The 12390-nt window shown below is 66.9% G+C and carries 9 protein-coding genes; 3 read left to right on the forward strand and 6 right to left on the reverse strand.

Features of this window, described 5'->3' with window-relative positions; translation table 11 throughout:
* The first annotated feature begins 65 nt into the window (after positions 1 to 65).
* Entirely contained in the window at positions 66 to 4313 is a 4248-nt protein-coding gene (gene morA, locus HMPREF2924_RS03335; protein ID WP_070700340.1) for a cyclic di-GMP receptor MorA, read from the forward strand.
* A gap of 122 nt (positions 4314 to 4435) precedes the next feature.
* Complete coding sequence (gene glyA / locus HMPREF2924_RS03340) at positions 4436 to 5689, forward strand: serine hydroxymethyltransferase (protein WP_048303919.1); 1254 nt, start codon at positions 4436 to 4438, stop codon at positions 5687 to 5689.
* A 77-nt stretch (positions 5690 to 5766) separates the two neighbouring features.
* On the opposite strand, the gene HMPREF2924_RS03345 is transcribed toward glyA, so the two are convergent.
* From HMPREF2924_RS03345 to HMPREF2924_RS03365, 5 genes are all read right to left on the reverse strand, one after another.
* The gene (locus tag HMPREF2924_RS03345; protein ID WP_003135006.1) at positions 5767 to 6147 is read right to left on the reverse strand and encodes a hypothetical protein; all 381 of its coding nucleotides are present in this window, start codon (positions 6145 to 6147) and stop codon (positions 5767 to 5769) included.
* A gap of 22 nt (positions 6148 to 6169) precedes the next feature.
* A complete protein-coding gene (gene yjiA, locus HMPREF2924_RS03350) occupies positions 6170 to 7174 on the reverse strand; it encodes a GTPase (protein ID WP_003094852.1) in 1005 nt (334 codons plus the stop codon).
* A gap of 59 nt (positions 7175 to 7233) precedes the next feature.
* Positions 7234 to 7437, reverse strand: coding sequence for a YbdD/YjiX family protein (locus tag HMPREF2924_RS03355; RefSeq protein ID WP_003094856.1), 204 nt, complete (start codon positions 7435 to 7437; stop codon positions 7234 to 7236).
* A 48-nt stretch (positions 7438 to 7485) separates the two neighbouring features.
* On the reverse strand, positions 7486 to 9552 hold the full coding sequence (locus tag HMPREF2924_RS03360) for a carbon starvation CstA family protein (protein ID WP_003094859.1): 2067 nt from the start codon (positions 9550 to 9552) through the stop codon (positions 7486 to 7488).
* A 337-nt stretch (positions 9553 to 9889) separates the two neighbouring features.
* Complete coding sequence (locus tag HMPREF2924_RS03365; RefSeq protein ID WP_003094862.1) at positions 9890 to 10396, reverse strand: DUF3015 domain-containing protein; 507 nt, start codon at positions 10394 to 10396, stop codon at positions 9890 to 9892.
* A 202-nt stretch (positions 10397 to 10598) separates the two neighbouring features.
* Here HMPREF2924_RS03365 and mapZ point away from each other — a divergent pair, with 202 nt between their 5' ends.
* A complete protein-coding gene (gene mapZ, locus HMPREF2924_RS03370) occupies positions 10599 to 10976 on the forward strand; it encodes a cyclic di-GMP-binding protein MapZ (RefSeq protein WP_003094864.1) in 378 nt (125 codons plus the stop codon).
* 6 nt (positions 10977 to 10982) lie between these two features.
* Here mapZ and radA read toward each other — a convergent pair whose 3' ends face one another.
* Positions 10983 to 12344 carry a DNA repair protein RadA gene (gene radA / locus HMPREF2924_RS03375; protein WP_003094867.1) on the reverse strand — a complete coding sequence of 454 codons (1362 nt, stop codon included), beginning with the start codon at positions 12342 to 12344 and terminating at the stop codon, positions 10983 to 10985.
* Positions 12345 to 12390: the final 46 nt, after the last annotated feature.

The raw sequence follows: 12390 nt of genomic DNA on the forward strand, positions 1-12390 counted from the left end.
CTTGGCCTTGCTTCCGGGCATCCTAACTGTCTACCGAATCACACCTCCCCCAGGAATTCCGGTCAGTGTCGACCCCCTCGCTAACCCCGTCGCCGCCTCCCGCCGGCGACCCACTGACCGTACCCGACCGACCGGCAGCCAAGGCTGGCCTGCTGTTGCTGGTCCTGTTGATGCTCGGCCTGCTGCTCTGGCAGATGAGCCAGGAGCTGCGCCAGCAGGAACGCTTCGAACACGAGCGAGCCGCGGCCCAGCTCGATCGTCTCAACGACCGCCTGTCCCTGACCCTCGAACTCAAGGCGCGCACCGCCCTCGCCCTGCTCCCGGGCGTGCCCCCCAGCGAGCGTGGCGAGATCCAGAACAGGCTGTTGCCACGCATCAGCGATGCGCTGCCACAGGTCCGCCAGTTGCAATGGGTGGACAGCGCCCCGCAGACGGGCAGCCCGTCGCCGGAAACGACGCTGCCCGAGCAGTTGCGCCAGCACGCCGGCTCCGGCCTCTACCACTATTGCCTCGACCCGCGCGACGGCGAATCCCTCTACCTGACCCTGCGCGAACCCGGCAGCCGCCGCGACAGTGGCTTCTGGCTGTTGCACCTGGCCAGCGACAGCCTCGCCCAGTGGAGTCCCGACCTCCCCACCGGCAACCTGCTCTGGCGCCTGGAAGACCAATACGCCGGGCGGGTGCTCTGGCATACCCCAGGGAGCACGGCGCTGCTCGACGACATGCAGACCCTCGGCGTGGAACCGCTGCGCAACAGCGACTGGCAGCTTCGCGGGCTCTACGACAGCACGCGAGTGCGGCTCGGCCTGCTGCCGGGAATCGGCGGCGAGCTGGCGATCTTCCTCCTACTGGTCGGCGTCACCGTGTACATGCTGCTGCGCCTGCACCGCGAGCAGCAAGGCCTGCGCGCCATGCCCCTGGCCTCGCAGCGCAGCCTGCGCCAGGCGGCCACGGCACTGGCGGCGATCGACGAGCGGGTGCTGGTGACCCGCGCCGACGGCCGCCTCAGCTACCTCAATCCCCAGGCCGAACGCCTCTTCGGCATCAGTTCGGCCCAGGCCCGCCAGCATCACCTGCTGGGCCTGCTGCCGGACCTCGAGCCAGGCTGGCTGACGGACGCCGGTGGCGACGGCGAGACCCGTAGCGAGTTGCTGCCGCTGCGGGTACGCGGCGAGCCGCGGACGTTCACCCTCAGCCGCCATCCGCTGGCCAGCTATCCGGCGCTCGCCGACCAGGCCTGGACCCTCCGCGAGCAGATCCTCCAGGGCGGGCAGGTCTGGGTGTTGCGCGACGTCACCGAGGAACAGCACGCCCTCGGCGTCCTGGAGGAAACCCGGCGGCGCTACCAGGACATCTTCGAAGGGGTCGGCGTGGCCCTCTGCGTGCTCGACCTCTCCGCCCTGCGCCAGGCTCTGGTGGAACAAGGCCTGGACAGCTGCGCCGCACTGCGCGCCTGGCTCGCCGGCGAACCCGGGCGGCAGCAGGCGCTGCTGGAGCGGATCCGCATCACCGAGATCAACGATGTCAGTCGCCGCCTGCTGCAGATCGAGTCCACCGAACAGGCCTGGCAGCGCTTGCTCGACCACGGCCCGCTACAACCGGACAGCCTGCGCCTGCAGGTGATCGAGGCGCTCATCGAACGCCGGCCGGTACTCGAACTGGAAGCCACGCTGCGCTGCGGCAAGAGCACGCCGCGGCACCTGTGGTTGCAACTGCGCCTGCCGGAAAACCCCGGCGAATGGCATGCGGTGACCCTCAGCCTGTCCGACGTCACCAGTCGCAAGGAAGTCGAACTGTCGCTGATCGAGCGCGAGAAGTTCTGGTCGGACGCGGTCCAGGCGGTGCCCGATACCCTCTACATCCACGACCTGCACGCGCGCCGGGTGATCTTCAGCAACCATCACCTGGGCCAGCAACTGGGCTACAACCAGGAAGAACTGGCGCGGATGGGCGAGAACTTCTGGGAAACCCTGCTGCACCCCGACGACCAGGAATACTACTGGCGCATCCGCAACCTGCAGCACGTGGTCGGCGACGGCCTGCTGCTCGACAGCCAGCTGCGCTGGCGCCACCGCGACGGCCGCTGGCACTGGTTCGACATCCGCGAGCAGGCCTTCAGCCGCGACCGCAGCGGTCGCGTGGCGCGCCTGATCGGCGTGGCCAAGGACATCACCTTCACCGTCGAGGCGAACAACGCGCTGCGCGAGAACGGCCGACGCTACCGCATGCTGGCGGAAAACATCAGCGACGTGATCTTCTCCACCGACGCCGAACTCAACGCCAGCTACGTCAGCCCCTCGGTACAGCACGTGTTCGGCTACAGCCCGGAATGGGCGCTGCTCAACGGCCTCCACCAGACCGCCACCAACCCGCGCCAGCTCGGCCGCCTGAACGGCCTGCTGCGCCGCGTGCGACACGCCATCGGCGACCGCCAGAAGCTCGCCGAACTGCGGGAAAACCCTGGCCAGCATCTGTTCGCCCTCGACTGCCTGCGCGCCGACGGACGCAAGATTCCCATCGAACTGCGGATCGTCCTGATGTGGGACGAACACGACCGCTTCGAAGGCCTGCTCGGCATCGCCCGCGACATCAGCCAGCAGCGCCGCGCCGAACGCGAGCTGCGGATGGCGGCGACGGTATTCGAACACTCCACGGCGGCGATCATGGTCACCGACCCGGCCGGCTACATCGTGCAGGTCAACGATTCCTTCTCGCGCCTGACCGGCTACAGCCCGGCCGACGTGCTCGACCAGCAGCCGCGCCTGCTCACCGCCGACCGCCAGGAAGCCAACCAGCTCAAGCACGTGCTCGCCAGCCTGCAGCACAGCGGCAGCTGGGAAGGCGAGATCCTGCAGAAGCGCAAGACCGGCGAGCTCTATCCATCCTGGGTCGGCATCACCGCGGTGCGCGACGAGGAAGGCGACCTGGTCAGCTTCGTCTGCTTCTTCAGCGACATCAGCGAGCGCAAGGCCAGCGAGCGGCGCATCCACCGCCTGGCCTACTACGACGCCCTCACCCACCTGCCCAACCGCACGCTGTTCCAGGACCGTCTGCATACCGCCCTGCAACAGGCCGAGCGCAACGGCCAATGGGTGGTGCTGATGTTCCTCGACCTCGACCGCTTCAAGCCGATCAACGACTCCCTCGGCCACGCCGCCGGCGACCGCATGCTGCAGGAAGTGGCGACCCGCCTGAGCGCCTGCGTCAGCCAGGACGATACCGTGGCGCGCATGGGCGGCGACGAATTCACCCTGCTGCTGCCTTCCCAGGGCGACCGCGAGATCGCCCTGAAACGGGCGATCCAGGTCGCCGAGCTGATCCTCGGCCGTCTGGCCCGGCCGTTCACCCTGGAAGGCCGTGAATTCTTCGTCACCGCCAGCATCGGTGTGGCCTTGTCGCCCCAGGACGGCGCCGAACTGAGCCTGCTGATGAAGAACGCCGACACGGCGATGTACCACGCCAAGGAGATGGGCAAGAACAACTTCCAGTTCTACCAGGCCGAGATGAACGCCCGCGCCCTGGAGCGCCTGGAACTGGAAAGCGACCTGCGCCGCGCCCTGGAACTGGGCGAGTTCGTCCTCCACTACCAGCCGCAGTTCACCGGCGACGGCCGCCGCCTGACCGGGGCCGAGGCCCTGCTGCGCTGGCAGCATCCGCGCCGCGGACTGGTTCCGCCGAGCGAGTTCATTCCGGTGCTGGAGGAGATCGGCCTGGTGGCCCAGGTCGGCGACTGGCTGCTGGCGGAAGCCTGCAAGCAGTTACGCAGCTGGCACAAGGCCAAGGTGCGGGTGCCGAAGGTCTCGGTGAACCTCTCGGCGCGGCAATTCGCCGATGGCCAGTTGGGCGAGCGGATCGCCGCGATCCTCTACGAGACAGGCATCCCGCCGGCCTGCCTGGAGCTGGAACTGACCGAAAGCATCCTGATGAGCGACGTCGCCGAGGCCATGCAGATCCTCTCCGGGCTCAAGCGCCTCGGCCTGGCCATCGCGGTGGACGACTTCGGCACCGGCTACTCCTCGCTGAACTACCTCAAGCAGTTCCCCATCGACGTGCTGAAGATCGACCGCAGCTTCGTCGACGGCCTGCCCCACGGCGAACAGGACGCACAGATCGCCCGGGCGATCATTGCCATGGCCCACAGCCTGAACCTGATGGTGATCGCCGAGGGCGTGGAGAGCCAGGCCCAGTTGGACTTCCTTCGCGAGCACGGCTGCGACGAGGTGCAAGGCTACCTGTTCGGCCGGCCGATGCCCGCCGAGCAGTTCGGCATGCTCTACGCCAGCGACGTGCTGTTCATGTTCAACGAGGGCTGAGCCGCCGTGCGGCGCGCTTGAGCGCCGCTTGTCCGCGACATGATGGCCTTTCATGTGCCAGCACCCGCCGCATGGGTTAGAATGCGCGCCTTTTCCCAGCACCGATCCTTATGAGGACCGCCATGTTCAGCCGTGATTTGACCCTCGCCCGCTACGATGCCGAACTCTTTGCCGCGATGGAGCAGGAAGCCCAGCGCCAGGAAGAGCACATCGAGCTGATCGCCTCCGAGAACTACACCAGCCCGGCGGTGATGGAAGCCCAGGGTTCGGTGCTGACCAACAAGTACGCCGAAGGTTATCCGCACAAGCGCTACTACGGCGGCTGCGAGTACGTCGATATCGTCGAGCAACTGGCCATCGACCGCGCCAAGCAACTGTTCGGCGCCGATTACGCCAACGTCCAGCCGCACGCCGGCTCCCAGGCCAACGCCGCGGTCTACCTGGCCCTGCTGTCGGCCGGCGACACCATCCTCGGCATGAGCCTGGCCCATGGCGGCCACCTGACCCACGGCGCCAGCGTCTCCTCCTCCGGCAAGCTGTACAACGCCGTGCAGTACGGCATCGACGCCAATGGCCTGATCGACTACGACGAAGTCGAGCGCCTGGCCGTGGAGCATAAGCCGAAGATGATCGTCGCCGGCTTCTCCGCCTATTCCCAGGTCCTCGATTTCGCCCGCTTCCGCGCCATCGCCGACAAGGTCGGCGCCTACCTGTTCGTCGACATGGCCCACGTCGCCGGCCTGGTCGCCGCTGGCGTCTACCCGAACCCGGTGCCGTTCGCCGACGTGGTCACCACCACCACCCACAAGACCCTGCGCGGCCCGCGCGGGGGCCTGATCCTGGCGCGCGCCAACGAGGAGATCGAGAAGAAGCTCAACTCCGCGGTATTCCCCGGCGCCCAGGGCGGCCCGCTGATGCACGTGATCGCGGCCAAGGCGGTGTGCTTCAAGGAAGCCCTGCAGCCGGAGTTCAAGACCTACCAGCAGCAGGTCCTGAAGAACGCCCAGAGCATGGCCCAGGTCTTCCTCGACCGCGGTTTCGACGTGGTTTCCGGCGGCACCCAGAACCACCTGTTCCTGCTCTCCCTGATCAAGCAGGACATCACCGGCAAAGACGCCGACGCCGCCCTCGGCCGCGCGTTCATCACCGTGAACAAGAACTCGGTCCCGAACGACCCGCGCTCGCCGTTCGTCACCTCCGGCCTGCGCATCGGTACCCCGGCCGTGACCACCCGCGGCTTCAAGGAAGCCGAGTGCCGCGAGCTGGCCGGCTGGATCTGCGACATCCTCGAGAACATGGGCGACGAGTCCGTGGTCGACGGCGTACGCGAGAAGGTCAAGGCGATCTGCGCCAAGTTCCCGGTCTACGGCAACTAAGCGACAAGGCAAGACGAAAGAGCCCGGCAAATGCCGGGCTTTTTCATTTCCTCCGAGGAAGGAGGCGCCGGGTAGCGTTATCGCCGGTCCTCGACATGGATCACCGCCAAAGCCTCGGCATCCTCGCCCCGCCGGGAGCGGCCGTGCATGCCGACGAGCAGCTCGCCGGCGTCCTCCTCCAGTTCCTCGCGAGGGACGAAGGTAAGGATGTCCGGGTGATGCCCGGTCACCACCCAGCCCCGGCCGTTGTCCAGGGTAATCACGCCGAAGTCGCCCGCCGGCGTGCCGACCTGTACCGCTCCCCACTCGGCCAGCAATGCCCGCGCCTGGGCCGCGAGGTCCGGCTCCGGCTGCGTGAGGATCACGCAAGTGCCCTGGGCGAACAGCACCCAGGATTTGTCCGCGCCACGGATGCAGTCCCGCCAGGCGCCGATCAATGCCTCCCTGTCCATTTCCACGCTCCTTTGGCGTCGATGCGCCTCAGCGGCCTTCGACGATGCGTTCGAAGCCCTCGCGGATACTGTCCTCCGGCAGGTTGTCGCCGATGAACACGATCACGCTCTCGCGCGCCTCGTCGTCCCGCCACTCGCTATCCCAGTCGAAGCCGTAGAGTCGCAGCACGCCCTGGAACACCAGGCGACGCGGCTCGTCGGCGATGTTCAGCACGCCCTTGTAGCGCAGCAGGGAATTGCCATGCCACTGCAACAGGTCGTCCATGAACTCGCTCAGTCTTTCGAGATCGAGCGGCGTGTCGCTGCGCAGTACCAGGGTGCCGATGCGATCGCGGCTGTCCTTGGCTGCCACCGCTCGCAGCGGGCGCAGGCCGATGCCAGGACCGAGGTCGGCGTTGAGGTTGAAGCCACGTACGTCGAGCAGGTGCGCCAGGTCGATGCGGCCGTGCTCGACCACATGCACCAGCGCCCTCCGGTTGATCCGTTGCAGGCGCTGGCCCAGGGCCTCGAAGGTGGCGGCGTCGACCAGGTCGGTCTTGCTCACCAGGATGCGGTCGGCGAAGCCGACCTGGGCCTGGGCGATGGTTTCCTGCAGGTGACGCTCGGCGTTGGCGGCGTCCACCAGGGTGATGATGCCGTCCAGCACGTAGCGCTGGCAGAGTTCCTCGTCGGCGAAGAAGGTCTGCGCCACCGGCGCCGGATCGGCCAGGCCGGTGCACTCGATCACCAGGCGGTCGAAGTCGATCTCGCCGTTGTCGCGGCGCTCCAGCAGGAGGAACAGGGCCTTTTCCAGGTCGGTGTTGATCGAGCAGCAGACGCAGCCGTTGGACAGCGTCATCACCTGCACCGGCTCGACGCCGAGCAACTGGCCGTCGATCGGCGTCTCGCTGTACTCGTTCTCGATCACCGCGATCTTCATGCCGTGCTCGGCCTGCAGCAGGTACTTGAGCAGGGTGGTCTTGCCGGCGCCGAGGAAGCCGGTGAGCACGGTGACGGGGATCGGGGCGTGGTTGTCGTTGGCTACTTCGGACATGCGCAACTTCCAGAAAAGACGCGGGCCACGTCAGACGTGGCCCGCGGAAGGATGGGGATTCAGCAGCAGCGGATCGGCCGACCCTTGCCGCCACCGTAGCGCGCCTCCTGGCGCTCGCGGAAGAACTCCTCGTAGGTCATCACCGGCTTGTCCGGGTGCTTGTTGCGCATGTGCTCGACATAGGTGTCGTAGTCGGGCATGCCGACCAGCATCCGGGCGGCCTGGCCCAGGTATTTGCCCATGCGGCTGAGGTCGTTGAACATGGCGAGTTCCTCGTTAAGGCTCCCCGGCGAACCGGGGAGCGCGGCCGGTCAGGCGTCGGGAATGGGCTCGAACGGGGTTTCCTTGTCGGTCCGCTCGCTCTTGCCCCAGGCCGCGATGCCGACCTTGATGGCGTAGAACAGTACGCTGAACACCACCAGCAGGAACAGCACGGTCAGACCGGCGTTGATGTAGGCGTTCAGCACCACGTGCTGCATCTGGCCGATATCCTTGGCCGGCGCCAGCACCTGGCCAGCATCCAGCGCGGTGGCGTACTTCTCGCCAAGGGCGACGAAGCCGACCGCCGGGTTGCTGTCGAAGATCTTGATCAGGCCCGCGGTGGTGGTGCAGATCAGCAGCCAGGCCGCCGGCAGGATGGTGACCCAGACATACTGCTGGCGCTTCATCTTGATCAGGACCACGGTGGCGAGCATCAGCGCGATGCCGGCGAGCATCTGGTTGGAAATGCCGAACAGCGGCCACAGGGTATTGATCCCGCCGAGCGGGTCGACCACGCCCTGGTACAGCAGCCAGCCCCACAGCGCCACGCAGCCGCCGGTGCCGATGATGTTGGCGGTCCACGACTCGGTCTTCTTCAGCGCCGGCACGAAGTTGCCCAGCAGGTCCTGCAGCATGAAGCGCCCGGCACGGGTGCCGGCGTCCACCGCGGTGAGGATGAACAAGGCCTCGAAGAGGATCGCGAAGTGGTACCAGAAGGCCATGGTGTTCTCGCCCGGCAGCACCTGGTGGAGGATGTGCGCGATCCCCACCGCCAGGGTCGGCGCGCCGCCGGCACGGGCCAGGATGGTGGTCTCGCCGATGTCCTGGGCGGTCTGGGTGAGTTGCTCCGGCGTGATGGCGAAGCCCCAGCTGCTGACGGTCGCGGCCACCGCGTTGACGTCGGCGCCGACCACCGCCGGCGGGCTGTTCATGGCGAAGTAGATGCCCGGCTCGATCACCGAGGCGGCGACCATCGCCATGATCGCCACGAAGGACTCCATCAGCATGCCGCCGTAGCCGATGTAGCGGGCGTCGGGCTCGCGGTTGAGCAGCTTCGGCGTGGTCCCCGAGGAGATCAGCGCGTGGAAGCCGGACACCGCGCCGCAGGCGATGGTGATGAACAGGAACGGGAACAGGCTGCCTTTCCAGACCGGGCCGGTGCCGTCGGTGAACTGGGTCAGGGCCGGCATCTTCAGTTCCGGCATGACGATCAGGATGCCGATCGCCAGGCCGATGATGGTGCCGATCTTGAGGAAGGTCGACAGGTAGTCGCGCGGCGCCAGCAGCAGCCACACCGGCAGTACCGAGGCGACGGCGCCGTAGCCGATCAGCATCCAGGTGATCTGGATTCCACTGAAGGTGAAATGCGGCGCCCATTCCGGACTGGCCGCGACCTGCCCGCCGAGCCAGATCGAACCGAGCAGGAGGAACACCCCGATGATCGAGATCTCGCCGATCCGGCCGGGGCGGATGAAGCGCATGTAGACGCCCATGAACAGCGCGATGGGAATGGTCGCGAGGACGGTGAACATGCCCCAGGGGCTGTCGGCCAGAGCCTTCACCACGATCAGCGCGAGCACCGCGAGGATGATGATCATGATCAGGAAGGCGCCGAACAGCGCGATGGTCCCGGCCACCTGGCCCATTTCCTCCCGCACCAGCTCGCCCAGCGAGCGGCCGTTGCGGCGGCTGGAGATGAACAGAACCATGAAGTCCTGCACCGCGCCGGCGAGGACTACGCCGGCGATCAGCCAGAGGGTGCCGGGCAGGTAGCCCATCTGCGCGGCAAGGACCGGACCGACCAGCGGACCGGCGCCGGCGATGGCGGCGAAGTGGTGGCCGAAGAGGATGTGCTTGTTGGTCGGGACGTAGTCCAGGCCATCGTTGTTGAGTACCGCGGGAGTGGCGCGGTTGGGGTCCAGTTGCATCACCTTGCTGGCGATGAACAGGCTGTAGTAACGGTAGGCAACCAGGTAGATGGCCACCGCCGCCACCACGATCCACAAGGCGTTGATCGCTTCGCCACGACGCAGGGCGACGACGCCCAGGGCCGCGGCGCCCACGATCGCCACCACCAGCCAGGCGAGGTGACGTAGCAGGCTATTGTTATTGTTCATAGTGTTTGGCTTCCGACAGATGGAGGGCGCAGTTCTGCAGCGAAAATTCTAGCCGCGAACCGACCAGGGGTCATACGACCTTAGTCTAGAGCGGTTACCGCACGATGGCGGTAGGCGCAATGTCGCAGGAATCCGCCGGAAAAGTCCATGGCCGACAAGGGCCGGCCAGGCGAAAACACTTCGGCGCGGCCTTGCCCTCTCCGTAGGAAGCGCCCTGGGAAAACGCCGTATGCCCAAGCCGCTCGTCTGCCGTGGCAACGGAGGCGGCAACCTCCGGCGGGCAGGCCGCGCACACGAAAAAGCCCGCCGTAGCGGGCTCTTTCCTGGGCCTGAAATCTCAGGCCGGTTGCTTGGCGTAGCGCGCCAGGGTGCCGTCGCGACTCATCACCGCCAGGGTGTTGCTCAGGACCTGCTCGCCCGTCGCATCCTTGCTCGCGAAGATCTCGCCGAAATGCTGCTGGGTGACCTGGGCGAAGTGCGCCCGGTCCTTGGCTTCCACGCCGAGCAGCACGGCATAGGCGTCGAGCGCTTCGCCCTGGCCCTTGGCCATGTCCTCGGCGATGTTGTCGAGCATCCCGTTCATGGCGAAGATCGAGCGGCCGCCGTAGCCCAGGCGAGCATTGGTGTTGCAACCGTTGGTCCCGGAGGTCATGCCGAAGGTGGCGTTGCCCGAGGTACCGTTGGTGGTGGTGGCCAGCAGGTGCGGGAACAGGCCGCGCTGGCCCTCGAACACCATGTTGCCCCAACCACAGCCATTACCGCCTGCCGCGTCGGCGTGTGCCGTCATGCTGCCCAGGCTCAGCAGCCCCAGAACCAACCCCTTGCTCAAAAGTCGCTTGTCCATGTCTGCGCTCCGCAGTTGTATTTTGGAGAAAAACGCTTTAGCAGCTTTGGCGAGACTTGACGAACTGTCAAACTCGGACACATGCCGCCGATCCAGCCGCACAGGCGGGGACGGACGGCACCGCCGATCGAATTCCGCCACTTCCCCGCCGGCATGGCTTGGCTATAGTGGTATCCAGCAGCGCGCACCGAGGGATCGCGACATGAGTGACCAGCACGACGAACGTCGACGTTTCCACCGGATCGCCTTCGACGCCGACAGCGAGATCCTCCAGGGCGAACGGCGCTGGGAGGTCTTGCTCCACGACGTCTCCCTGCACGGCATCCTGGTCGGCCAGCCGCAGGACTGGAACGGCGACCCGCAACGGCCCTTCGAGGCCCGCCTGTACCTGGGCCTGGATGTACTGATCCGCATGGAGATCAGCCTGGCCTGGGCTCGCGACGGCCTGCTCGGCTTCGAATGCCAGCACATCGACCTCGACTCCATCAGCCACCTGCGCCGCCTGGTGGAACTGAACCTGGGCGACGAGGAACTCCTCGAGCGCGAGCTGGCCCTGCTGGTCAGCGCCCACGACGACTGAGGCGGATCACTCGAAGAGGGCGTCCAGGGCCTGCTCGAGGCGCGTCACGGCGATCACCTGCAATCCCGCCGGCGCCTCCTTCGGCGCGTTGCCGAGGGGTACGATGGCACGCTTGAAACCATGCTTGCCGGCTTCCTTCAGGCGCTCCTGGCCGCTCGGCACCGGACGCACCTCGCCGGACAGCCCGACCTCGCCGAACACCAGCAGGTCGTGCGGCAGCGGGCGGTTGCGCAGGCTGGACATCACCGCCGCCATCAACGCCAGGTCGGAGGCGGTTTCCAGCACCTTGACCCCACCCACCACGTTGAGGAACACGTCCTGGTCGTAGGTCGGGATCCCGCCGTGCCGGTGCAGCACCGCCAGCAGCATCGCCAGGCGGTTCTGGTCGAGGCCCAGGGTCACCCGCCGCGGATTCGCCAGGTGACTGGTGTCGACCAGCGCCTGGACCTCCACCAGCATCGGCCGCGAGCCTTCCCAGGTGGCCATCACCACGCTGCCGGGCACCGCTTCCTGGGCCCGCGTGAGGAAGATCGCCGAAGGGTTGCTCACTTCCTTCAGGCCTTTGTCGGTCATGCCGAACACTCCCAGTTCGTTGACCGCGCCGAAGCGGTTCTTCACTGCCCGCAGCAGGCGCAGGCGGCCGTCTGACTCGCCTTCGAAATACAGTACGGTGTCGACCATGTGTTCGAGCACCCGCGGGCCGGCCAGGGCGCCTTCCTTGGTCACGTGGCCGACCAGGAAGATCGCCGTGCCGCTCTGCTTGGCATAGCGCACCAGCATCGCGGCGCTTTCGCGGACCTGGGCAACGCCGCCCGGCGCCGATTGCAACTGCTCGGTGAAGATGGTCTGGATCGAGTCGATCACCATCACCCGCGGCTGCTCCTGGCGCGCGGTGGCGATGATGGTCTCGATGCTGGTCTCGGTCATCACCTTGAGCTTGTCTTCCGGCAACGACAGGCGCCGCGCGCGCATCGCCACCTGCTGCTGGGATTCCTCGCCGGTGACGTACAGCGCCGGGACGCGGCTGGCCAGGTTGCAAAGGGTCTGCAGGAGAATGGTCGACTTGCCGATGCCGGGATCGCCGCCGATCAGCACCACCGACCCGTCCACCAGGCCGCCGCCGAGAACCCGGTCCAGTTCGGTGGAACCGGTCGTGAAGCGCGGCATCTCCTCGACGCTGACCTCCGCCAGGGTCTTCAGGTTGGCCTGCTGGCCGGCCCAGCCGCCGCGCCCGGAGCCGCTCGGCGCGGCCTCGACGACGGTCTCCACCAGGGTGTTCCAGGCCCCGCAGTCCGCGCACTGGCCGGCCCATTTCGGGAAGGTCGCGCCACACTCGGTGCAGCCGTACATGCGCTTGGCCTTGGCCATGGGAACTCCTCTCGCGGGCAAAGCGCAGATGATAGCCGCTGGCTTG

Source organism: Pseudomonas sp. HMSC063H08 (assembly GCF_001813645.1).
Lineage (GTDB): Bacteria > Pseudomonadota > Gammaproteobacteria > Pseudomonadales > Pseudomonadaceae > Pseudomonas > Pseudomonas aeruginosa.